Here is a 21,628-nt window from a genome sequence, read left to right as displayed (position 1 = left end):
ACCGACGTGAGCGACATATCGACGACGACGGGCGGACGCGGCATCACGGTGCCGCCTCCGCCCGTTCCGCCTGCGCGCAAGAAGGTCGCCCGGGTCACCGGTGCCGTGGGACCGCTCGGCATCGGCATCGGCATCGCGACCCTGTGGCTGAGTGTCATCGTGGTCCTGCCGCTCGCCGCGCTCACCGTGGCCTCGTTCGGCGACGGGATCGCCGGCTTCGTCGACGCGATCACCTCCCCGGTGGCGGTGGCGTCCCTGCGGGTCACCGTCGTGGTGTCCGTGGTGGTGGCCGTGATCAACGTGATCATGGGCACGCTCATCGCGTGGGTTCTCGTCCGCGACGAATTCCCCGGCAAGCGGGTCGTGAACGCGCTGATCGACCTGCCGTTCGCGTTGCCGACCATCGTCGCCAGCATCGTGCTGTTGTCGCTGTACGGCCCGGAGAGCCCGATCGGCGTCCACCTCAACGCCACGCAGCCCGGCCTGATCGTGGCGCTGGCGTTCGTGACACTGCCTTTCGTCGTCCGCTCGGTGCAACCGGTGCTGATCGAGGTGGACAAGGAAGTCGAGGAGGCCGCGGCCTCCCTCGGCGCCGACAACGTGACGATCTTCCGCAGGGTGGTGCTGCCGACCCTGACTCCGGCGATCATCAGCGGCGCCGGACTCGCGTTCGCCCGCGCGATCGGCGAGTACGGCTCCGTCGTCCTGATCGGCGGAAACATTCCCCGGGAGACTCAGGTCGCATCCCAGTACATTCAACAGCAGATCGAAATCGACAGGCCGGCCGCCGCGGCGGCCGTGTCGGTGGCCCTCCTGGCCATCGCGTTCGTGACGTTGTTCGCCCTCCGGGTCTTCGCCAGCCGGGGGCAGCGTCGTGAGGAGCAGGCGGAATGAAGCTCTCTGGGTCCACCCGGATCACCCTGCGCGCGGTCGCGCTGCTCTACCTGTTCGGCCTGCTGGTCGTGCCCATCGTCATCATCCTGTTCCGCACGTTCGAGAACGGGATCGGCGCCTTCATCGATTCGATCAGCACACCGGCTGCGATCTCCGCACTCAATCTGTCCCTGCTGATCGTGGCCATCGTCGTCCCGGTGAACGTGGTGTTCGGGATCGTCACGGCCCTCGCGCTGGTGCGGGGCCGGTTCCCGGGCCGCGGTCTGGTGCAGGCGGTGGTCGACCTCCCGTTCGCCGTCTCACCCATCGTGGTCGGTGTGTCGCTGATCCTGCTGTGGGGCGCCAACGGCTGGTTCGGCGGGCTCGAATCGCTGGGGTTCAAGGTGATCTTCGGGCTCCCCGGCATGGTCATCGCAACCCTGTTCGTGACGCTGCCGTTCGTGGTGCGGGAGGTGGAGCCCGTCCTGCACGAGATCGGCGAGGAACAGGAACAGGCCGCCGCGACGCTCGGCGCGAGCCGCTGGCAGACGTTCTGGCTGATCACTCTGCCTGCCATCCGCTGGGGTCTGACCTACGGCGTCGTCCTGACGGTCGCCCGTTCGCTGGGCGAGTTCGGTGCCGTGATCATGGTGTCCTCGGGCTTCCCCGGGGTGTCCCAGACCCTGACCCTGCTCGTGCATTCGCGCTACATCGACGACCACAACACGTTCGGTGCGTACTCCGCAGCCACCCTGCTGATGGGCATCGCGCTGATCACCCTGCTTCTGATGACTCTGCTCGACCGCAAGAGGAGCACCACATGATTACCGTGACCGGCGCCCGGAAGAACTACGGGTCCTTTGCTGCTCTCGACGACGTCTCCATCGACATCCCCTCGGGTTCGCTGACCGCGCTCCTCGGGCCCAGCGGGTCGGGCAAGTCGACGCTGCTCCGCTCCATCGCCGGCCTCGAGGCCCTCGACTCCGGCACCGTGGTGATCGGCGGCAAGGACGTCACCGACATCTCCCCGCAGAAGCGGGACATCGGCTTCGTGTTCCAGCACTACGCGGCGTTCAAGCACATGACGGTGCGCGACAACGTCGCGTTCGGTCTGAAGATCCGCAAGCGGCCGAAGCCGGAGATCGACAAGAAGGTCAACGAGCTTCTCGAGATCGTCGGCCTCGACGGCTTCCAGCACCGCTACCCGGCGCAGCTGTCCGGCGGTCAGCGTCAGCGGATGGCGCTCGCGCGGGCACTGGCGGTGGACCCGAAGGTGCTGCTCCTCGACGAGCCGTTCGGCGCCCTCGACGCGAAGGTCCGCACAGACCTGCGCACCTGGCTGCGCCGGTTGCACGACGAGGTGCACGTGACGACGGTGCTGGTCACCCACGACCAGGAGGAGGCGCTCGACGTCGCCGACCGGATCGCGGTCCTCAACAAGGGCCGGATCGAGCAGATCGGGGAGCCGGAGGACCTCTACGACCGTCCCCACAACGACTTCGTGATGTCGTTCCTCGGGTCCGTGGCCAAGCTCAACGGGCAGTTGGTCCGGCCGCACGACATCCGCCTCGGCCGCGACCCCGACCTGGCCCTCGCGCAGCAGGCGGGGACGGCCGAATCGCTCGGTGTCACGCGGGCCACGGTGGAGCGCGTGGTGCACCTCGGGTTCGAGGTGCGGGTGGATCTGCGCAACGAGGCCACCGGCGAACCGTTCTCCGCCCAGGTGACCCGCGGCGACAGTGCGGCGCTCGGCCTGCGGGAGGGCGAGACCGTCTACGCGCGGGCGACGCGGGTACCCGAACTCCCGGAGGCCGAAGTTCCGGTCTCCCTGTAACTCCCCGCCGATGTAGGAGGCGACTGTGGCGACCCCGGTGAATCCCGTCCGTGACAACGTTCTGATCGTGCACTGGCACGATCTGGGCCGTCACCTCGGGTGTTACGGCGCGTCCGGGGTTCGCAGTCCGAACCTCGACCGGCTCGCCGCGGAGGGTGTGCTGCTGACCGACGCACATGCGGCGGCGCCGCTGTGCTCACCCTCGCGCGGTGCCCTGTTCTCGGGCCGGTACCCGCACAGCAACGGACTGATCGGACTTGCGCATCACGGCTGGCAGTACCACGACGACGTCCGCACGCTGCCGTCCCTGCTGGCGGAGGCGGGGTGGTACACGGCCCTGTTCGGGATGCAGCACGAGACCGCGTATCCCAAGCGGCTCGGCTTCCACGAGTACGACGTGTCGAACTCGTACTGCGAGTACGTCACCGATCGGGCGTCGCGGTGGCTGGCGCGGTTCCCTCCGCACCCGTTCCTGCTGACCGCAGGTTTTTTCGAGACGCACCGCCCATATCCGGTCGACAGGTATGCGCCCGCCGATCCCGAGGGTTTCGACGTGCCGCCGTACCTGCCCGACCGTCCGGAGGTCCGTGAGGACCTGGCCGGGTTCCACGGGTCGATCGAGGTGGCCGACGCCGCGGTCGGCAGGCTGCTGCAGACCCTGGAGGACGAGGGGTTGGACGACAGCACGTGGGTGGTGTTCCTCACCGACCACGGCGAGGCGTTCCCCGGCGCGAAGTCGACGCTGTATGCGCCGGGCACCGGAATCGCGACGATCATCCGCCCACCGCGACGGTTGCGGGCGGCGCCCCGCGTCTACGACGACCTGTTCAGCGGGGTGGATCTGGTTCCCACCCTCCTCGAACTGCTGGGCGTCCCGGTCCCCGCGGCCGTGGAGGGCGTCTCCCACGCCGCGCAGTTGCTGGGCCTGTCGGAGGCGACCGCGCGCGACGTCCTGTTCACGGAGAAGACGTTCCACGACAGCTTCGACCCCATCCGCGCGGTACGCAGCAAGCGGTTCAGCTACATCGAGAACTACGCGCCGCGGCCCAGGCTCGACCTGCCCCTGGACATCGAGAACAGCCTGTCCGGTGCGGCGCTGGGCACCGAGCATCTCCTGCCGCGCCCGAGCCGGGAACTCTACGACCTGCTCGCCGATCCCGGTGAACGCGACAATCTCGCCGACACCGAGGACTTCGCCGGGACGCAGGCCGAGTTGGCACTCGAACTCGCGACGTGGCGGCGGGCGACGGGCGACTCGATCCCGAGCGAGGAGGAGGGAACGGCGTACGCCCGGAAGGCGATGGAGGAGTACCTCGCCACGCTCGGCCGGGTACCGGACGTGCGTTCGGCCTACAGCGAGGAACGCGGAATCCTGGACGAACCCCGGAGCGGTGTGGAGGCGTAGCAGCGTCGAGACGCAGGGCGCCGCGGGTTGATGATCGCGTTTCCGTCGCCGTGACCTGCACGCCAGTCGGCGCCGTCGCGATGGAGGTGTCGAGCCACGGTCTCGCTCTGCACCGGATCGACGGGACGTTCTTCCGGGGGGGTGTTCACGAATCTCGCCCGCGACCATCTGGACTTCACCCCGACATGGACGCGTACTTCGCGGCGAAGGCGAGATTGTTCGACCCCCGGCACTGCACGGCCGCGGCCATCGGCATCGACGACGAATTCGGTCGCCGTCTCGCCGCCACCGTCACCGTGCCCCGGCTGACGTTCTCGTCGAGGACGAAGGCGGCCGACATCCACGCGTCTCGTGTGCGCGCGGACGAGGGCGGCACGACGTTCACGCTGCACGGCGCCGGGGACCGGGAATCGGTGCGGCTCCGGTTGCTCGGCGTGCACCAGGTGGACAACGCGCGCGCCGCGATCTCGGCCCTGGTCGTCCGGGGCGTGGACCTCGACACGGCGATCGGGGATCGAGAACGTCGACACCATCCCGGGACGCCTGGAGGCCGTGGACGCGGGTCAGGCGGCCGGGTCATCGCCGTCGTCGGGGCGACCGGTGAGCGCGACCCCGGCAAGCGCGCCCCGCTCGGCGGTCACGCTCGCCGCGCCGGCCGACGTCGTGGTGGTCGCAGGACGTGGGCACGACGGGGTCCAGGCGTACGGTCCGCGCCGGCGCGTGTTCGACGACCGGATCGCGCTCCACGAGGCACTGCTCCGCTCCCGGACCTAGGTCTGCAACCCCTCGTGCCGGGCGAGTTCGGTGAGAATCCGGGCGACCAGGTCGTCGAGGTCGGCGCCGGTGGTGTCGAAGGCGAGGTCCGGGTTCTCGGGCGCCTCGTACGGGGCGTCGATCCCGGTGAGGCCGCGGAGTTCGCCCGCGCGCGCCCGGGCGTAGAGCCCCTTGGGGTCGCGTCGCTCGCACTCGGAGACCGGGGTGCTGACGTGAATCTCGAGGAACGGCAGGTCCGCGGCCTCGTTCAGGGCGCGGGCGATCGCGCGGTCCGAGCGGAGCGGCGAGACCATCGACGCGATGGCGACCACCCCGGCGTCGGCGAACAACCGGGTGAGGTGACCGACGCGGCGGATGTTCTCGGCCCGGTCACCGGGTGAGAACCCCAGGTCGTCCGAGATGCCGTGCCGGACGTTGTCGCCGTCGAGGAGGTAGGCGGTCCGGCCTGCGTCGACGAGCGTCCGTTCGAGCGCGACCGCGACGGTCGACTTCCCGGACGCGGGCAGCCCGGTGAGCCAGATGGTGGCACCCCGCTGCCCGGTCGCGGACCAGCGCCGATCCCGCTTCAGCGACGACGGGTGCCATTTGATGTCATTCCGGGTCTGCTCGCCGGGAACCACTTCCCGGGTGGCGCTGACGGTTCCGGCGCCGACGGTGTCGTTGCTCTGCTCGTCGATGAGGATCAACGCGCCGGCGTCGCGATTAATGGCGTAGGGGTCGGCGAGCACCACGGTGCTCGTCCGGAGCGTGATCCGGCCGATGTCGTTGAGGGCGAGTTCGCTGGGGGAATCGTGTTCTTCGAGGGTTTCCGGGTCGAGCCGGGTGTGCAACTCCTGCACCGTGGCGCGCACGGTGCGGCTGGTGTGCTTGAGTGCCACCCGGTCGCCCGCCCGCAGCGGCGTCTCGCTCAGCCAGCACACGGTCGCGTCGATTTCGCGGGCCGGGACGGGTGCGGTCGCATCGGTGGCCGCACTCACCACGAGGTCGCCGCGGGCGACGTCGACGTCGTCGGCGAGTTCGAACGACACCGACAGCGGCGCGACCGCGACGGCCCGGTGCGGATCGAGGGTGTCGAGGGCGGTGACCGTGCTGCGGGAACCGGCAGGCAGCACCACCACTTCGTCCCCGACGGACAGGGTGCCCGCCGACAGCCGGCCGGTGTAGCGGCGCCGCTGGTGGTCCGTGGGACGCGCGACCCACTGGATGGGGAGTCTCAGTTCGGATGCGACGGCCGACGGCGCGGCGAGTTCCACCGCCTCGAGGTACTCGAGGAGCGTGGGCCCGGTGTACCAGGGTGTCGAATCCGACCGCGTGACCACGTTGTCTCCCCGGGTGGCGGACACCGGGATCACCGTGACGTCGCGGCCGCCGAGGCGCTGCGCGAGCAGGCCGAGTTCGGATTCGACTTCCTTGAACCGGGTCTCGTCGAAGTCGACGAGGTCGATCTTGTTGACCACCGCGACCAGGTGTGGGACGCCGAGGAGGTCGGCGATCCGGGCGTGGCGCCGGGTCTGCCGGAGCACGCCCGTCCGCGCGTCGACGAGCAGCACGGCCACGTGGGTGTTCGACGCGCCGGTGAACATGTTGCGGGTGTACCGTTCGTGCCCCGGCGTGTCGGCGAGGACGAAACTCCGCGTCGGTGTCGAGAAGAAGCGGTAGGCGACGTCGATGGTGATGCCCTGCTCGCGTTCGGCCCGCAGTCCGTCGGAGAGGGCGGCGAGATCTGCCTCACCGTCGGCGTTCGTCACCGCCTCGAGATGATCGGTGGGCAGGCTTCCGGTGTCGTGGAGGAGGCGGCCGATGAGGGTGCTCTTCCCGTCGTCGACGCTGCCCGCGGTGGCGAGTCGCAGCAATTGGCGAGGCCGGCCTGTGGTGGTCATCAGAAGTACCCCTCGCGCTTGCGGTCTTCCATCGCGGCAACGGAAGTCCTGTCGTCGGCCCGGGTTTCCCCGCGTTCGGAGACCGTGGCCGCGGCGATCTCCTCGATCACGCCGGCGACGTCGTCGGCGTCCGAACGCACGGCGCCGGTGATGGTGAGGTCCCCGACGGTGCGGTACCGCACCCGGAGTCGTTGCACCAGTTCGTTTTCGGTGGGCAGCGTGTACTCGGACAGTCCGAGCAGGATGCCGTCGCGCTCGAACACCTGCCGTTCGTGGGCGAAGTAGATCGACGGTAGTGCGAGCTTTTCGAGTTCGATGTAGCGCCAGATGTCGAGTTCGGTCCAGTTGCTGAGCGGGAACACCCGGACCTGCTCGCCGCGGCGGATCCGCCCGTTGTACAGCGACCACGGCTCGGGGCGCTGCGAACGCGGATCCCACTGCCCGAACTCGTCGCGGAAGCTGAGCACCCGCTCCTTCGCGCGGGCGCGTTCCTCGTCCCGGCGCGCACCACCGAAGGCGGCGTCGAAGCGGTGCTCCTCCAGGGCGTCGAGCAGGGTCCGGGTCTGCAGCCGGTTCCGGGACGTGCCGGGACCACCCGTTTCGGTGACGCGGCCCTTGTCGATCGACTCCTGCACCGACGCGACGATCAGACGGTGACCATCCTGGGCGAGCCGTCGATCGCGGAAGTCGATCACCTCGGGGAAGTTGTGCCCGGTGTCGACGTGCAGGACGGGAAACGGCAACGGGGACGGCCGGAACGCCTTCTCCGCCAGCCGCAGCAACACGATCGAATCCTTGCCCGCCGAGAACAGCAGCACCGGTCGCTCGAGTTCCGCGACCACCTCGCGGATGATGTGCACGGCCTCCGCCTCCAGCGCGCGGAGTTCGTCGACGTGTGCGTCCGTGTCGGCGGACGGTGCGACGGTCACAGCGGAAGTCCGTTCGCGGCGGCCTCGGACCGGTATCGCTCGACCCACTCCTTGGAGCGGCCGTCGCTCTGCCGTTTCAGCGGCGGAGGGGGCGCGAGATCGGCATCGAGGCCGAGTTCGACGAGCACCTTTGCCGCCGTCGCCTGCGGGGCCGCGACGAGATCGTCGAAGCTGATGTCGATGTGGTCGAGGTCCTCCGTCTCGAACCAGTTGCGCCACTGCACATCCTGATCGCGGAGAATGCGGACGAGATGGGCGATGCCGTCCGCGTGGTATTCGGCGCCGTCGTGCGGGGCGGGCGGGGTGGCGTCGTCGCGCCAGACCTGGGTCTGCACCGCCCGCCACATCGACACCGCCTGCGCGACGACGTCACGCCGGAAGACGTGGATGAAGACGAGGTCGCGGTCCAGGATGTCGTCCAGAGCGGACCGGAGGTCGTCGCCGGAGCGGTCCGGGAGTCCGGCGGCGCGATCGAGGACGAGCGGCACCTGGTTCCACATCAGCTTGCCGCCCCACACGCCGTTGGGAGTGCGTCCGAGGTTGAGCAGTTGATCGCGCCACTGCTCCGCGGTGCGGGTGTCGGCGGTTCCCGGTTCGAGCGGGGCGAGCAGGGAGAGCACCGTCTCGTCGGTGACCGACTCGAACCACTGCCGTGGCTGCGGTGACCGACTGGTGGACGGCAGGTATTGGAAGAACTCCTCCGGGTTGCCTGCCACGGTCGTGGCACGGAGGGATTCGACGAGCAGCGTGCTGCCGCTGCGCTGCGACGCGCAGACGAGATATGAGCGTGGCTCCGACATGCCGGAAACTATAAGGGCGAAATTCGGTGCCGAAATCGGGAGGAAATCGAATTAGCGTGATCGAAACACTTGCTTTTCTACTACCGATGATCGGGGAAAATTCAGGGCGCATGGCAGGGTGAAAAGCGCCAGTTCAGGGCAGTTTTCGAGCAGTTGCAAGCGGGGTGCTCGTCGCCGGCGGAATTGTCGCGCGACGGGCGAATACGAATCAGGCTGATCGAAACCCGCGGTCAGCCTTTTCGACAGATGAGAACCGGGCACCGGGCGTGGTGGATGAGGCTCTGGCTCGTCGAACCCACGATCGAGGCGGTGAACGGATTTCTGCCGTGACTGCCGACGGCGATCAATTGCGCGCCGAAGGAGTACTCGAGGAGCACCTTCATCGGCCCACCGCGTTCGAGGCAGCGTGTGACCTCGACATCGGGATACTTCTCGCGCCACCCGGCGAGGCTCTCGGCGAGCCACGCCTCCTCGTGCTGCACCAGGTCGGACCAGTCGGTGAAGCGGCGTTCCTCCGAATACCACGCACCGAGGGTGGAATGCTCGGCCCACGTGTGCACCGCGACGAGGGGAGCGCCGAAGAACGCCGCGAACTCGAACGCATGGGCCACCGCCATGTCGCTCAGTTCGCTTCCGTCCACACCGACCACGACGGGACGCGTCTCGCTGACCTCGTGGCCCTGGATGCCGCGCCAGACGACGACGGGGCACTCGGCTCGATTCGACACCCGGACCACGTCGGAACCGGCGACCACGGATTTCATTTCACTCGTGGCCGCGGGCCCCAGAACCAGCATCCGGGCCGTCTTGGACAGTTCCACCAAAGCGTGGGCGGGTGGGCCGGGATGGGTACTGCGCTCCACCTCCAAGTCCTGCTGCCCGTTCAGTACGGCGCGTTCGGCGGCCGCGAGGACCTCCTCGCCGTCCGGGTGCCCGTCCGCGCCACCCCCGGAATTCGGATGCTTCGGTAACACGTGGACGAGGCGCAGCGGCTCCTCGAAGCGCCGCGCGGCGGACGCAGCCCACGCCGCCGCCTCCAGTGCGCCGTCCGATCCGTCGATACCTGCCACGATGCCGCGTCGAATCCGTGCTGTGCTCATGGGGGTGCTCCTCACCTCCATTCCAGTTTGATCCAGGACGGCGGCGACGCGCCAGAGGTAAATCGGCAGGCGGCCGATACCGGTGCGATCGACGTGGTCCCCGGGAATACTCGGGAGACCGGCGAGCGAAGACGAATCCGGGCTCTTGTCACGCAGGCCGACCCCGACGTGGTCGAGGAGTGGAAAAGGCGAGGTCGAGGGCAACACCCGGCGCGCCATCGACTTCCACGAGGGCGACACGGTCGACGAGAAGGCGTTCCAGGCGCTCGTCCACGCAGCCGTTGCACTGAACACAGCCTGATGCGGGCCAAGGGGTTTCGGTCGCCGAGACCCCGGTTCACCTGGGCTTTCCTCCCGTTTCGTGGTGTGGTGAACCGGAGGCGCGCGTGAACCGTGTGTACTGCTGGGAGGTGGTGACCGATGCCGGATGCCCAGACGGAGCTCATGCACGCCCTGTACGAGGAACATGCCCCCGCCGTGTGGCGGTATGCGCTCCGGCTGACCGGCGACCGCGCCCGCGCCGAGGACATCGTGCAGGAGGTACTGCTGCGCGCCTGGAAGCACCCGAACGTGCTCGACCAGTCGGAGTCTTCGGCTCGGGCGTGGTTGTTCACGGTCGCCCGGAACCTCGTGTTCGACGAGCACCGCAGTGCCCGCTCCCAGCGTGAGGTCGGGATGAGTACGACACCCGAACGGGCCGCCCCGGACGGTTCGGACGGCGCACTCGACGCCTGGATGATGGGGGATGCGCTGGCCCGGGTCAGCGCCGACCACCGTGCGGTCCTCGTGCTCGGCTACTACCGGGGGATGTCGACCCACCAGATCGCCGACGAACTCGGGATACCCGAGGGAACGGTGAAATCCCGCATGCATTACGGATTGCGGGCCCTTCGATTGGCTCTGCAGGAAATGGGGGTGACCCGATGACGCTCGACGACTTCGAGTCGCACGACGATCCCTACGTCCGCTGGGACGCCGCCTACGTGCTCGGTGCCATGTCCGGCGCCGATCGGCGCGAGTACGAGGCCCACCTCGCCCACTGCGCACAGTGCTCGCAGGCCGTGTCCGAATTGGCGGGCATGCCCGGACTGCTGGCCCTGATCACACCGGAAGAAGCGTTCGGCACGCTGTCCGACGGTGCGCCCGCAGACGAGGAGATGCCCGCACCACGCGTGCTGACCGGGCTGGTGGGAACGGTGCAGCGGCGCCGACGTCACCGGCGCGCGGCGACGGCCCTCGCAGCGGCGGCCGCCGTGATCGCCGTGGCCGTCCCCGTCGGGGTGCTGGCGACCCAGGACCGGACACCGGCCGCACCCGTCACGGCGCTGCCCGTCCCGGACCGTGCGAACACCACCGAGGCGGTGTTCGCGCCCGTGGTTCCGACGACGATCACAGCGAGCGCGTCCGTCGTGTCGACGTCCTGGGGCACGGTGATCTTCGTCGAGTGCTCCTACGAGGACACGTGGCCCGGCGACGGACGCTACGGCGCCGACACCGAGGGGTACGCGCTCACCGTGACCGATCGCTCCGGAGTGGTCACCACCGTGGCCACCTGGACCGGGGAAGCCGGGCAGACGGTGCGGCCCACGGCCACCACCAGCCTGCCCCTCGACGCGATCGCGAGCATCGACGTGCGATCCGACGACGACCATCAGGTATTGCTGACCGCAGCGTTGTGAACGGGCCGCAGGGAGTCGGCCCAGTTTCCGTACTCCCTGCACGCAGGGCCGCCGTGTCGCGCTCGTCACGACCGTTTCGAGGAAAAATGTTCTGCCACCGGTGAACCCGGCCGGTACGTGGTTCGTGTGTATATCCAGTGGGTGATCACAGGTCGCCCCATCCGATCCACGACACGGGGGTCTGCCGATGAATCTCACACATCACGAGCCACGGAAAACCGGTCGGAACATGCGTGTCGCCGACTACATCGTCGCGGCGCTGGCGGCCGAGGGAGTCGAGCACGTCTTCGGTGTGGGAGGCGCGAACATCGAGGACCTGTACGACGCGCTGCACCGCTCCCCGGACGTCGAGGGTGTCGTCGCCAAACACGAGTTCTCGGCGACGACCATGGCCGACGGATATGCCAGAACCTCGAACCGGACCGGTGTGGTCGCCGCGACGTCGGGCGGTGGTGCGCTCAATGTGATCGCCGGGCTCGGTGAGGCATTCGCGTCCCGGGTGCCGCTGCTGGCGTTGATCGGGCAACCGCCGACGTCGCTCGAAGGGTCGGGCGCGTTCCAGGACACGAGCGGACTGGCGGGGTCGATCGATGCGTCCCGGTTGTTCGGCGAGGTGTCGCTGTACTGTGCGCGCGTCGAATCGCCGCTCGACCTCGACCGCCAACTGGCCGAGGCGCTTGCGGCGGCGCGCCGCGGGGGACCGGCAGTACTGCTGCTGCCGAAAGACATTCAGCGGGCGGTCGGCGAGTTCCCGGAACCACCCCGAACGGACTCGGCCGCACAGCGCATTTCCACCACCGACGTCACGCGGCTCGCCGAGGCACTGCGCGACGACTACGGCCGCATCACCGTCATCGCAGGCGACGAGGTCGCGCGGGCAGGCGCGCGAGAGGAACTCGCAGAACTCGCGCACGTGCTCGGGGCGCGGGTTGCCGTCACACCCGACGCGAAGGACGTGCTCGACCCGGCGGCACCGGGACAACTCGGGATCACCGGCGCGATGGGGAACCCGGATGTGGTCGACGCACTGCAGGATTGCGACCTCTGCTTGCTCGTCGGCACCCGACTGCCGGTGATGGCGCGGGGAGGGCTCGACACCGTGCTGGAGAAGACGCTGGTGTACAGCGTCGGGTCGGCGACGCCGTACGTGCAGGCCCGGCACGTCCCGACCCGGGATCTGCGGGCGACGCTACGCGGGCTCGTCACCGACATCGGACCCGCCGCAACACCGGTACCCGTCGCGCACAGCGATCCGACCCCGATCGACGTGCCTCGATCGGACACGTCGGGCCTGCACTACACGGACGCGGTGAAGGCGCTCGCCGCAGCGCTGCCCGACGGCGCCGACGTGTTCGCGGACGCCGGGAACACGGGTGCCGCTGTGGTGCATCACCTTCCGGTCGCGAGGGGAGGGCGGTTCGTGGTCGCGCTGGGAATGGGCGGGATGGGCTATACCTTCGGCGCCGCGATCGGTTCCGCGTTCTCACGGGGCCGCCGCACGTTCGTGATCGCGGGCGACGGCGCGTTCTACGCGCACGGACTCGAGATCCACACGGCCGTCGAGTACGGCGTGCCGGTCACGTTCGTCGTGTTCAACAACAACGCCCACGCGATGTGCCTCACGCGCGAACAGGTGTATTTCGAGGGCACGTACACCTACAGCCGGTTCCGTCCCGCACGCATCGGGGCCGGGGTCGGCGCGCTGTTTCCCGGGCTGCCGTCCCACACGGTCGACACCCACGCCGATCTCGCCCACGCTCTGCGGTCCACGGCGGAGTCGACGGGGCCCGCCGTCATCGAGGTCGTCTGCGACGCCGACGAACTGCCGCCGTTCCTGCCGTTTCTGACCGCCCCCGTTCCAGCCGAAAAATCCGAACCCCGAGAAGGAGCACGCCGATGACCGCCCACGAGATCGCACCGCTGCCCGACCTTCCCGCCGACCTGCCCGGCCTCGTCCGCATCGAGACCTCCGACCGTCACGCGACGACACCGATCATCATGGACATGCTGAGGTCGGTGTACCCGCACGACCAGGTGTTCGGAAAGTACTGCACCGTCCAGGACTACATCGACTGCCCGCCGGACGAGGTGTTCCGCTACCTCTCGCACACCCGGAGCCTGGAGGAATGGACGTACAGCCTGCGGGGATTCACCCCCGCAGGAGAACCCGGGCTGTGGCTCGCGTACGACCGGCTCGGCGACACGACCGAAATCTACACCCGCACCGTCGCACACCCCGCCGCGATGACCGTCGACTATCACTGCGCCTGGGACCAGGGGAAACACCTGTGGATGGTGTACCTGATGCGGGTGGTGGACGCGCGCACGGTCCTCGACGTCGACGGATCCGTCGTGCTGTGGACCAACTGCCACCACCCGTTCTACGACGAGAATCCCTACCCCGAGACCGCTCCCGCCGACCGGGTTCCGTGGGTGGGTGACTTCTGGGAGATGTTCTCCGCCGGACACCAGCTCGAGATGAGCAATCTCAAGGCGATCTGCGAATACCGATGGGCGAACGACCTGCCCGTGACCCCGACGTGGATGAGTGAGTGAGACATGGACACCGTCAGCCTGATCGACATCGCCGGCTACCTGCCCGAGAACCGGGTGGGAGCAGACTATTTCGCCCGATTCGCCGACTCCGACCGGCTCGCCGCGAACATCATGTTCCGGGCGCCGAAATTCCGCCACCACATCGCGAGCGACGAGAACGCCGTCGACATGGCCGAACGCGCGGTCGCCCCGCTGATCGAACGGAACGGCTCCGAACTCGTCTCCAACGTGGACATCCTCATCACCCACACCCAGCTGCCGGACGTCCCGGTCCTGGGCACCGGCGGAGAACTCGCGCGCCGGCTGGGGATCACCCCGGACTGGGTGGTGGACCTGCACAACGGGGGCTGCGCGTCGTTCGTGTACATGATCAAGCTGGCGCGCCAGATCATGCAGACCGGTGACGCGTCGACCGCCCTGATCGTGTCGGTGCAGAACAGTGCAGGCCAGATCTTCACGCAGTCGGACGTGCGGGTGCTGGCGCAGTCGGCGGTGCCGGGTGACGGCGCCGGCGCGTGCCTGCTGGTGAAATCGGAGGCCGCTCCGGTGCTCGGGCTCGAGTGCCGGACCTACCCCGAGTTCGCCGGGGACATGACGGCCGCCGTCGATCCGCCGCGCAAGTACTGGGAGGCGGGAACCGGCCAATTGCACATCGGGTTCACCGAAACGAAGATCGCGAAGGTCTTCGCCCGCGGCAACCGGCTGGTCCCCGAGGTTGCGCTCGCGGTGTGCAAGCAGATCGGCATCACCCCGGACGAGATCGACACCCTGGTCACCAACCAGCCCAACCGGCTGTTCCTCCGCAACTGGCGGGACGCACTCGAACTACCGCCGGAACGACATCCCGACACGTTCGACGAATGCGGGAACCTGTTCGGCGCCGCGATCCCCGTCACCCTCGACCTCGAGAACCGGGCGGGCCGGATCCCCAACGGTTCGCTGGTGATGATGTCCGCCTTCGCGCACGCGGGCGACTTCGCCGGGGCCGGGGCCATCCGATGGGGCGCCGCCCCGGTGGGGGTGTGAGATGACCGCGCCGACCCTTGCCGGGCCCGGCGTGAGATACGATCTCGCGCTGAGCGAGAACCCCTTCGCCCCACTGCCTTCCGTGCTCGCCGCGCTCGACGGTGTGATGATGCAGGCGCATCGGTATCCGGAGTTCCTGCCCGACCGGCTGGTGGGGGTCATCGCCGATCACGAAGGGCTCGACGCCGATCAGGTGGTGGTGGGCGAGGGCGCCACCGGCGTCGCCCTGCAGATCATGCGCTCCGTCGCCGGGCCGGGGGAGCGGATCGTGTTCACCGCCCCGACATTCGACGGGTACCCGATCCTCGCGAGGATCGCGGCCCTGGGAGCGGTGCCGGTACCGATACTCCCGGACGGCGGGCAGGATCTGGCGGCGATGGCGGCCGCGATCGACGACCGCACCCGGCTCGTCGTCGTGTGCCGCCCGCACAACCCCACCGGAACCCTCGTCGACGCCACCGAATTGGAGGACTTCCTCCGGCGGGTACCGGAGCGGGTGGTCGTCGTTCTCGACGAGGCGTACGTGGAGTTCGTTCACCACCGACTGGTCCTGGACGCGCACCGCATTCTCGCCGAACATCCGAACGTCGTGTTCCTGCGCACGTTCTCCAAGGCGTACGGCCTGGCCGGGTTGCGGATCGGATTCGGCTTCGCGGATGCGGTTCTGGCCCGGAGGATTCGAACGCTGCAACTGCCGTTCGGGATGGGCAGCGCCGCCGTTCCCGCGGTCACGGCGTCGTACGCCGCCGAATACGAACTCCGCACCCGGGTGTCCGCCATCGTCGCCGAACGCGAGGAACTGTGGCGCACGTTGCGGGCGGCGGGAATGCCGGTCCCGCGCAGTCACGCCAACTTCCTGTACGTCCCCGGAGCAGGTGTCGGTGACGCACTCGCCCGTGCCGGCGTCCACGCGCGGACGTATCCCAGTGGTGACGTGCGGATCGCGGTCGGGAACCCGGACGCCGGGCGTGCGGTGATCGACGCGCTCAGGCCGACAGTGCGCGGAAGCGCTGCAGTTCCGTGTGCGACTGCGAGTAGCGGTCGAGCATGACGTCGAGCAGTCGGGTGTGCGGTCCGATGGTGGCCGCGTAGATGATGCCGGGCCCGCAGGATTCCGCGGCGCGGCTCAACCGGTCCGTGAGCAGTCCCGGCGCGAGGAACCACGGTGCGATCACGATGCGCTCGGCGCCGCCCTGCCGCAGCGTCGAAATGGACTGCTGCACCGTCGGTTCCGCCGCGGTGGCGAAGCACGTGACCGCGCCCGACCATCGGGTGCCCGCGACGACCGCCCCGGCCAGTGCGCGCGTACGGTCGTTGGCCTCCGGGTCGGAAGAACCGACCGCGGCGAGGACGATCCCGAGTCCGGACTCGTCGCCGGTCGCACCGACGGCTTCGCCGATCCGGTCACGGACCGCCGCGACCAGCCGGGCATCGTGCCCGAGAACGTCGGCCTGCCGGACGTGCAGGTGGGGGTGACGGAGGCGGGCGGCGTCCAGGAGTGCCGGAAGGTCGACGCGGGCGTGGAACGCGCTGCCCAGCAGCATCGGCACCACCACGGCGGAGGAATGTCCCTCGGCGGCGACCGCGTCGATCACCTGGTCCACGGACGGCGCGTTGAGGTCGAGGAAGCACAGGCGGACGTCGAGGTCCGGGCGCCGCTCCCGGAGCGCCGACACGGCAGCCGCCACCACCCGCGCACTGCGGGGGTCGCGACTGCCGTGGGCGACAGCGATCAGCGGAGTCATTGCACTAGACGCGCTCGCCGAGCTCCACCGCTGCGATGGCGTCCCCGACGAGGCCGGCCGCGAGCGTGTTGCCACCGGCCGGATCGATCAGCAGGAAGCTACCGGTGTGGCGGTTCACGGTGTAGTCGTCGGCGACGATCGGCTCGGCGACACGCACCGAGATCTTGCCGATCTCGTTGAGCTCCAGCGACTCCGGGCTCGGCTCCGACGTGAGTTCCTGCTCGTTGAAACGCTCGACGAGCGTGCCCACGATGGCCTGCGTGGTGCGAGTGCCGTGCTTGAGCAGCAGGCGGGCACCGGGACGCAGCGGCTTCTCGGCCAGCCAGCAGACGGTCGCGTCGAACTCGCCGAGCGGCTCCGGGGCGTCGGCGGGGGAGGCGATGACGTCGCCGCGGGAGACGTCGACGTCGTCGGCGAGCACGAGGGTGACGCTGCGGCCGGCGTGGGCGCTGTCGAGTTCGCCGTCCGCCGTGTCGATGCGGGTGACCGTGGTGCGGACACCCGACGGCAGGATCACGACCTCGTCACCCGGCGTCACCTCACCCGCGGCGACCTGTCCGGCGTACCCGCGGTAGTCGGGGAACTCGGCGGTCCGCGGGCGGATCACGTACTGGACGGGGAACCGGAGGCCGACCCGGTGGGGTTCGGCGTCGACCGGCACCGACTCGAGGTGCTCGATGAGGGTGGGGCCGTCGTAGTACGGGGTGTTCTCCGAACGCACCGCGACGTTGTCGCCGTGCAGGGCCGACACCGGGATCTCGACGACGTCCTCGGACGCCCAGCCGAGGGAACTGGTCAACGAGTTGAACTCCGCCGAGATGGTCGCGAACACGGTGGCGGGGTCCTCGACGAGGTCGATCTTGTTGACGGCCAGCACCAGCTTGGGGACACCCAGCAGCGCGAGAACGGCGGCGTGCTTCCGCGTCTGCGAGATGACACCCTTGCGGGCGTCGACCAGCAGGATCACCATCTGCGCGGTGGACGCACCCGACACCGTGTTCCGGGTGTACTGCACGTGCCCGGGAGTGTCGGCGAGGACGAACGAGCGGCGCGGCGTCGCGAAGTACCGGTACGCCACGTCGATCGTGATGCCCTGTTCACGCTCCGCGCGCAGGCCGTCGACCAGCAGCGACAGGTCGGGGGTGGACAGGCCCTTGTCCACCGACGCCCGGGTGACGGCGTCGATCTGATCGGCGAGAACCGATTTCGTGTCGTACAGCAGACGGCCGACGAGAGTCGACTTGCCGTCGTCCACACTGCCGGCGGTGGCAAGCCGAAGTAACTGCGTGCTTCGCGGGCTACGCACGTGGAGGTCGCTCATGATCAGAAATAGCCCTCTCGCTTGCGGTCTTCCATGGCCGCTTCGGAAACTCGGTCGTCGCCGCGGGTCGCGCCGCGCTCGGTCAGCCGGGACGCTGCGACCTCGGCGAGGATCGCCTCGTTGTCGCCGGCCTCGGAAAGAACTGCGCCGGTGGTGGACCCGTCGCCGACGGTGCGGTACCGCACCGACAGCGTCTGCAGGTCTTCACCCTCGGACGGTCCGCCCCACACGCCGGGCGTCATCCACATGCCGTCGCGCTGGTACACCTCGCGCTGGTGCGCGTAGTAGATGCTGGCCAGTTCGACGTCGTCGCGGGCGATGTACCGCCAGATGTCGAGTTCGGTGAAGTTGCTGAGCGGGAAGACGCGGACCTGCTCGCCGGGGGAGTGCTTGCCGTTGTACAGGTTCCACAGTTCAGGGCGCTGCTTCTTCGGATCCCATTGGCCGAAACTGTTGCGCAGCGAGAAGATGCGCTCCTTGGCCCGGGCCCGCTCCTCGTCGCGGCGAGCGCCACCGAAGACCGCGTCGAAACGGTTCTCGGAGATCGCGTCGAGCAGGGGAACCGTCTGCAGCGGGTTCCGGATCCCGTCGGGACGCTCGGTGAGCCGGCCGTCGGCGAGGTAGTCCTCGACCTTCGCGACGTGCAGGCGCAGGTTGTACTTGGACACGACGTGATCGCGGAAGTCGAGGACTTCCTGCAGGTTGTGGCCCGTGTCGACGTGCAGCAGCGCGAACGGCAGCGGTGCAGGCCAGAACGCCTTGATCGCCAGGTGCAGCAGCACCGTGGAGTCCTTGCCGCCGGAGAACAGGATCACGGGGCGTTCGAACTCGCCCGCGACCTCGCGGAAGATGTGGATCGCTTCCGACTCGAGTGCGTCGAGCGTGTCGAACTGCGTTCCGTCCAACTGCGGCCGGGCGGCGGCTTCTGCGAGGGAAGTGGAGATGTCGATGGTCATGAGGCGTGCAACCCGCATTCTGTCTTGGCCTGACCGGCCCAGCGGCCGCTGCGCGGATCGCTGCCGGGGGCTGGCTTGCTGGTGCACGGAGCGCACCCGATGGACGGATAGCCCTCGTCGACGAGAGGATTCACCAGAATCGAGTGCTCGTCGATGTAGGACTGCATGTCTTCGTCGGACCACGCGGCGATCGGATTGATCTTCACCAGACCGAACGCGTCGTCGAACGAGATCAGGGGGGCGTTGGCGCGGGTGGGGGCCTCGACCCGGCGGATGCCGGTGACCCACGCCTTGTAGCCTGCGAGCGTCTTCTTCAGCGGGGCGACCTTCCGCAGCGCGCAGCACCGGTTGGGTTCGCGGGCGAACAGATCCTTGCCCTCCGCCGCGTCCTGTTCGGCGACACTCGCCTCGGCCCGCGCGTTGATCACGTTGACGCCGTAGACCTGCTCGACAGCGTCACGGGTGCCGATGGTCTCCGCGAAGTGGTAGCCGGTGTCGAGGAACAGCACGTCCACGCCGGGATGAATCTGGGCGGCGAGGTGAACGAGCACACCGTCCTGCATATTCGACGCGACGATGTAGTCGCTGCCGAACGTGTCCTCCGTCCACTGCAGCAACTCTCGCGCGGAGGCGCCTTCGAGACTTGCCGCCCCCTGCGCGGCAAGGAGCCGGAGGTCCTCCTGTGTGGCTGTGGCGAGATTCAACGCAAGTCTCCTTCGTCTGCGCGCACGACCCATTCCGCGAAGCGTTCACCCTCGTTGCGGTGCTTCACGAAGTGCCGGACGACGCGATCGATGTAGTCACCGAGTTCGGCGCTGGTGACCTTGTGCTGGCGAAGCTTCCGGCCGAAGGCCGAATCGAATCCGAGGCTGCCGCCGAGGTGGACCTGGAAGCCCTCCACCTGGTTGCCCTCGCCGTCGTCGACGAGCATTCCCTTGAACCCGATGTCCGCGACCTGCGAGCGGGCGCAGGAGTTGGGGCAGCCGTTGATGTTGATCGTGATCGGCACGTCGAGCTGCGCGTTGATGTCGGCGAGCCGCTGCTCGAGCTCGGGTACGAGCACCTGCGAGCGCTTCCGCGTCTCCGCGAACGACAGCTTGCAGAACTCGATGCCCGAGCAGGCCATCAGGTTCTTGCGCCAGTGCGACGGACGCGCGGGCAGGCCCAGCTCGTCCAGGTCGGCGATCAGCTGCTCGAGCTTGTCGTCGGCGACGTCGAGGATGATCAGCTTCTGGTACGGCGTGAAGCGGATCTTGTCGCTGCCCGCACGCTCGGCGGCGTCCGCGACCTTGGCCAGGATCGTGCCCGACACGCGACCCGCGATGGGGGCGACCCCGACGGCGTTGAGGCCGTTGCGGGTCTTCTGCACACCGACGTGGTCGATCGGCCGGGTGGGCTTCTCCGGCGCGGGGCCGTCGATGAGCTTGCGCTTCAGGTACTCGGTCTCGAGGACCTCGCGGAACCGCTCGATGCCCCAATCCTTCACCAGGAACTTCAGGCGAGCCTTGTTCCGCAGCCGGCGGTAGCCGTAGTCGCGGAAGATCGACACGACGGCTTCCCACACGTCGGGAACCTCGTCGAGCGGCACCCAGACGCCGACGCGCTGCGCCAGCATCGGGTTGGTGGACAGGCCGCCGCCGACCCACAGGTCGAGGCCGGGACCGTGCTCGGGATGGTTGACGCCGACGAACGCGACGTCGTTGATCTCGTGCACCACGTCCTGCTGGCCGGAGATCGCGGTCTTGAACTTGCGCGGCAGGTTGGAGTACTCGGGCTTGCCGATGTAGCGGCGGACGATCTCGTCGATCGCGGGAGTCGGGTCGAGGACCTCGGACAGCGATTCGCCTGCCAGCGGTGAACCGAGGACGACGCGGGGGCAGTCGCCGCACGCTTCCGTGGTCTTGAGGCCGACGCCTTCGAGGCGCTTCCAGATCTCGGGGACGTTCTCGACCTCGATCCAGTGGTACTGGACGTTCTCGCGGTCCGAGAGGTCGGCGGTATCGCGGGCGAACTCGGTGGAGATCCCGGCGATGGTGCGCAACTGCTCGACGTTCAGGGCGCCGGCGTCGCAGCGGACCCGCATCATGAAGTACCTGGCTTCGAGCAGGTCGATGTTCTCGTCGCCGGTGAACGTGCCGTCGTAGCCCTGCTCGCGCTGGGTGTAGAGACCCCACCAGCGCATGCGGCCCCGCAGGTCGCCCTTGTCGATGCTGTCGAAGCCCTGCTTCGAGTAGATGTTCTCGATGCGTGCCCGGACGTTGAGCGGGTTGTCGTCCTTCTTGGCCTGCTCGTTGGCATTGAGGGGCTCGCGGTAGCCGAGGGCCCACTGGCCTTCGGCGCGACGCCGGGCCGGCTTTGCCGTGCGCGTGCGCGCGGGTGCTGCCTGGGCGGCAGCGGGGGAGGCGTCGGTGGTCGACGTCATGGAGCACTCCTGAATCTCAAGATGCACCGGCTGAGGCCGAGGAGGAGGGCTGATCCTCGCTCGGGGCATTCGAATCCGGCCGGAAGTCGAGAAGAAAGATGAACGGGCTGACAGGCTGAATTACTGCGCGAGACAGGGCAGACAACAACAGCTGCAGACACGCTTGAGATCGACGTGGCGACGCGCCACAAGTCGCACTCCGGGTCCGGTCATGCAGACCATTGTGCCACGTCAGATCGCTCACGCAGAGCCGGGCACCGATTTCCACCATTTTTGCGGGAAATATCACGACGAGGGGCCGTTGACGGTCGGGTGGTCACCGGTGGGG

Annotated in this window: 21 protein-coding genes and 2 pseudogenes; 13 read left to right on the top strand and 10 right to left on the bottom strand. The window is 68.6% G+C overall.

Translation table 11 applies throughout. The features are described 5' to 3' along the window. Positions 1-6: 6 nt before the first annotated feature. The 6 genes and pseudogenes from cysT to MLGJGCBP_RS54465 all read left to right on the top strand — a co-directional run bounded on the left by cysT (position 7) and on the right by MLGJGCBP_RS54465 (position 4,886). Positions 7-894, top strand: coding sequence for a sulfate ABC transporter permease subunit CysT (gene cysT / locus MLGJGCBP_RS38565; protein ID WP_160102485.1), 888 nt, complete (start codon positions 7-9; stop codon positions 892-894). Further along, positions 891-1,697, top strand: coding sequence for a sulfate ABC transporter permease subunit CysW (gene cysW / locus MLGJGCBP_RS38560; protein WP_160102483.1), 807 nt, complete (start codon positions 891-893; stop codon positions 1,695-1,697). The genes cysT and cysW overlap by 4 nt, the downstream gene beginning before the upstream one ends. Next, entirely contained in the window at positions 1,694-2,707 is a 1,014-nt protein-coding gene (locus tag MLGJGCBP_RS38555; protein ID WP_160102481.1) for a sulfate/molybdate ABC transporter ATP-binding protein, read from the top strand. Before cysW ends, MLGJGCBP_RS38555 begins: the two co-directional genes overlap by 4 nt. Positions 2,708-2,732: 25 nt before the next feature. Beyond that, positions 2,733-4,112: a sulfatase family protein gene (locus MLGJGCBP_RS38550; RefSeq protein WP_160102479.1), complete on the top strand. Its 1,380-nt coding sequence runs from the start codon at positions 2,733-2,735 to the stop codon at positions 4,110-4,112. An 80-nt stretch (positions 4,113-4,192) separates the two neighbouring features. Beyond that, positions 4,193-4,525: pseudogene (locus MLGJGCBP_RS54470) on the top strand (Mur ligase family protein); the annotation flags it as partial. 187 nt (positions 4,526-4,712) lie between these two features. Then, on the top strand, positions 4,713-4,886 hold the full coding sequence (locus tag MLGJGCBP_RS54465) for a hypothetical protein (RefSeq protein ID WP_201453313.1): 174 nt from the start codon (positions 4,713-4,715) through the stop codon (positions 4,884-4,886). On the opposite strand, the gene cysC is transcribed toward MLGJGCBP_RS54465, so the two are convergent. The 4 genes from cysC to MLGJGCBP_RS38525 form a co-directional block, all read right to left on the bottom strand. Then, positions 4,883-6,766 carry an adenylyl-sulfate kinase gene (gene cysC, locus MLGJGCBP_RS38540; protein WP_160102475.1) on the bottom strand — a complete coding sequence of 628 codons (1,884 nt, stop codon included), beginning with the start codon at positions 6,764-6,766 and terminating at the stop codon, positions 4,883-4,885. The genes MLGJGCBP_RS54465 and cysC overlap by 4 nt on opposite strands. Beyond that, positions 6,766-7,695: a sulfate adenylyltransferase subunit CysD gene (gene cysD, locus MLGJGCBP_RS38535; protein ID WP_160102473.1), complete on the bottom strand. Its 930-nt coding sequence runs from the start codon at positions 7,693-7,695 to the stop codon at positions 6,766-6,768. Before cysD (MLGJGCBP_RS38535) ends, cysC begins: the two co-directional genes overlap by 1 nt. After that, positions 7,692-8,495, bottom strand: coding sequence for a trehalose 2-sulfotransferase (stf0, locus tag MLGJGCBP_RS38530; protein ID WP_087559545.1), 804 nt, complete (start codon positions 8,493-8,495; stop codon positions 7,692-7,694). Before stf0 ends, cysD (MLGJGCBP_RS38535) begins: the two co-directional genes overlap by 4 nt. Before the next feature lie 230 nt (positions 8,496-8,725). After that, positions 8,726-9,595 carry a universal stress protein gene (locus MLGJGCBP_RS38525; protein ID WP_087559546.1) on the bottom strand — a complete coding sequence of 290 codons (870 nt, stop codon included), beginning with the start codon at positions 9,593-9,595 and terminating at the stop codon, positions 8,726-8,728. Between the two features lie 196 nt (positions 9,596-9,791). Between MLGJGCBP_RS38525 and MLGJGCBP_RS54460 the strand changes: the two are divergent. The 7 genes and pseudogenes from MLGJGCBP_RS54460 to MLGJGCBP_RS38490 form a co-directional block, all read left to right on the top strand. Continuing rightward, positions 9,792-9,896: pseudogene (locus MLGJGCBP_RS54460) on the top strand (DUF1801 domain-containing protein); the annotation flags it as partial. 119 nt (positions 9,897-10,015) lie between these two features. Continuing rightward, complete coding sequence (locus MLGJGCBP_RS38515) at positions 10,016-10,522, top strand: sigma-70 family RNA polymerase sigma factor (RefSeq protein WP_087559547.1); 507 nt, start codon at positions 10,016-10,018, stop codon at positions 10,520-10,522. Continuing rightward, positions 10,519-11,274 carry a zf-HC2 domain-containing protein gene (locus MLGJGCBP_RS38510; protein ID WP_160102471.1) on the top strand — a complete coding sequence of 252 codons (756 nt, stop codon included), beginning with the start codon at positions 10,519-10,521 and terminating at the stop codon, positions 11,272-11,274. Before MLGJGCBP_RS38515 ends, MLGJGCBP_RS38510 begins: the two co-directional genes overlap by 4 nt. Positions 11,275-11,461: 187 nt before the next feature. Further along, positions 11,462-13,174: a thiamine pyrophosphate-binding protein gene (locus MLGJGCBP_RS38505; protein WP_160102469.1), complete on the top strand. Its 1,713-nt coding sequence runs from the start codon at positions 11,462-11,464 to the stop codon at positions 13,172-13,174. Beyond that, complete coding sequence (locus MLGJGCBP_RS38500) at positions 13,171-13,830, top strand: SRPBCC family protein (RefSeq protein WP_160102467.1); 660 nt, start codon at positions 13,171-13,173, stop codon at positions 13,828-13,830. Before MLGJGCBP_RS38505 ends, MLGJGCBP_RS38500 begins: the two co-directional genes overlap by 4 nt. A 3-nt stretch (positions 13,831-13,833) precedes the next feature. Next, on the top strand, positions 13,834-14,856 hold the full coding sequence (locus tag MLGJGCBP_RS38495; protein ID WP_160102465.1) for a 3-oxoacyl-ACP synthase III family protein: 1,023 nt from the start codon (positions 13,834-13,836) through the stop codon (positions 14,854-14,856). A 1-nt stretch (position 14,857) separates the two neighbouring features. After that, a complete protein-coding gene (locus MLGJGCBP_RS38490; RefSeq protein ID WP_160102463.1) occupies positions 14,858-15,907 on the top strand; it encodes an aminotransferase class I/II-fold pyridoxal phosphate-dependent enzyme in 1,050 nt (349 codons plus the stop codon). On the opposite strand, the gene MLGJGCBP_RS38485 is transcribed toward MLGJGCBP_RS38490, so the two are convergent. The 6 genes from MLGJGCBP_RS38485 to MLGJGCBP_RS54455 form a co-directional block, all read right to left on the bottom strand. After that, positions 15,843-16,601: a sirohydrochlorin chelatase gene (locus tag MLGJGCBP_RS38485; RefSeq protein ID WP_160102461.1), complete on the bottom strand. Its 759-nt coding sequence runs from the start codon at positions 16,599-16,601 to the stop codon at positions 15,843-15,845. The two genes, MLGJGCBP_RS38490 and MLGJGCBP_RS38485, sit on opposite strands and share 65 nt — an antisense overlap. A gap of 4 nt (positions 16,602-16,605) precedes the next feature. Then, positions 16,606-17,922 (bottom strand): sulfate adenylyltransferase subunit 1, encoded by a 1,317-nt coding sequence (locus MLGJGCBP_RS38480; protein ID WP_160102459.1) that lies wholly within the window; start codon positions 17,920-17,922, stop codon positions 16,606-16,608. Between the two features lie 2 nt (positions 17,923-17,924). Then, positions 17,925-18,878 (bottom strand): sulfate adenylyltransferase subunit CysD, encoded by a 954-nt coding sequence (gene cysD / locus MLGJGCBP_RS38475; RefSeq protein ID WP_087559555.1) that lies wholly within the window; start codon positions 18,876-18,878, stop codon positions 17,925-17,927. Beyond that, entirely contained in the window at positions 18,875-19,615 is a 741-nt protein-coding gene (locus MLGJGCBP_RS38470) for a phosphoadenylyl-sulfate reductase (protein WP_087559556.1), read from the bottom strand. The genes cysD (MLGJGCBP_RS38475) and MLGJGCBP_RS38470 overlap by 4 nt, the downstream gene beginning before the upstream one ends. Further along, positions 19,579-21,300 carry a nitrite/sulfite reductase gene (locus tag MLGJGCBP_RS38465; protein WP_087559557.1) on the bottom strand — a complete coding sequence of 574 codons (1,722 nt, stop codon included), beginning with the start codon at positions 21,298-21,300 and terminating at the stop codon, positions 19,579-19,581. The genes MLGJGCBP_RS38470 and MLGJGCBP_RS38465 overlap by 37 nt, the downstream gene beginning before the upstream one ends. A 120-nt stretch (positions 21,301-21,420) precedes the next feature. Continuing rightward, entirely contained in the window at positions 21,421-21,513 is a 93-nt protein-coding gene (locus MLGJGCBP_RS54455; RefSeq protein WP_369426193.1) for an Ms4527A family Cys-rich leader peptide, read from the bottom strand. Between the last annotated feature and the right edge of the window lie 115 nt (positions 21,514-21,628).

Source organism: Rhodococcus sp. T7 (genome assembly GCF_009872365.1).
Classification (GTDB): Bacteria; Actinomycetota; Actinomycetes; order Mycobacteriales; family Mycobacteriaceae; genus Rhodococcus_F.
This window is presented reverse-complemented; position numbering and strand designations above follow the sequence as displayed.

Coding starts and splice junctions, on each gene's coding strand:
- cysW (WP_160102483.1), top strand. CDS start 891: ATGAAGCTCTCTGGGTCCACCCGGATCACCCTGCGCGCGGTCGCGCTG.
- MLGJGCBP_RS38555 (WP_160102481.1), top strand. CDS start 1,694: ATGATTACCGTGACCGGCGCCCGGAAGAACTACGGGTCCTTTGCTGCT.
- cysC (WP_160102475.1), bottom strand. CDS start 6,766: ATGACCACCACAGGCCGGCCTCGCCAATTGCTGCGACTCGCCACCGCG.
- stf0 (WP_087559545.1), bottom strand. CDS start 8,495: ATGTCGGAGCCACGCTCATATCTCGTCTGCGCGTCGCAGCGCAGCGGC.
- MLGJGCBP_RS38525 (WP_087559546.1), bottom strand. CDS start 9,595: ATGAGCACAGCACGGATTCGACGCGGCATCGTGGCAGGTATCGACGGA.
- MLGJGCBP_RS38515 (WP_087559547.1), top strand. CDS start 10,016: ATGCCGGATGCCCAGACGGAGCTCATGCACGCCCTGTACGAGGAACAT.
- MLGJGCBP_RS38510 (WP_160102471.1), top strand. CDS start 10,519: ATGACGCTCGACGACTTCGAGTCGCACGACGATCCCTACGTCCGCTGG.
- MLGJGCBP_RS38505 (WP_160102469.1), top strand. CDS start 11,462: ATGAATCTCACACATCACGAGCCACGGAAAACCGGTCGGAACATGCGT.
- MLGJGCBP_RS38500 (WP_160102467.1), top strand. CDS start 13,171: ATGACCGCCCACGAGATCGCACCGCTGCCCGACCTTCCCGCCGACCTG.
- MLGJGCBP_RS38495 (WP_160102465.1), top strand. CDS start 13,834: ATGGACACCGTCAGCCTGATCGACATCGCCGGCTACCTGCCCGAGAAC.
- MLGJGCBP_RS38490 (WP_160102463.1), top strand. CDS start 14,858: ATGACCGCGCCGACCCTTGCCGGGCCCGGCGTGAGATACGATCTCGCG.
- MLGJGCBP_RS38485 (WP_160102461.1), bottom strand. CDS start 16,601: ATGACTCCGCTGATCGCTGTCGCCCACGGCAGTCGCGACCCCCGCAGT.
- MLGJGCBP_RS38480 (WP_160102459.1), bottom strand. CDS start 17,922: ATGAGCGACCTCCACGTGCGTAGCCCGCGAAGCACGCAGTTACTTCGG.
- cysD (WP_087559555.1), bottom strand. CDS start 18,878: ATGACCATCGACATCTCCACTTCCCTCGCAGAAGCCGCCGCCCGGCCG.
- MLGJGCBP_RS38470 (WP_087559556.1), bottom strand. CDS start 19,615: ATGGGTCGTGCGCGCAGACGAAGGAGACTTGCGTTGAATCTCGCCACA.
- MLGJGCBP_RS38465 (WP_087559557.1), bottom strand. CDS start 21,300: ATGACGTCGACCACCGACGCCTCCCCCGCTGCCGCCCAGGCAGCACCC.
- MLGJGCBP_RS54455 (WP_369426193.1), bottom strand. CDS start 21,513: ATGACCGGACCCGGAGTGCGACTTGTGGCGCGTCGCCACGTCGATCTC.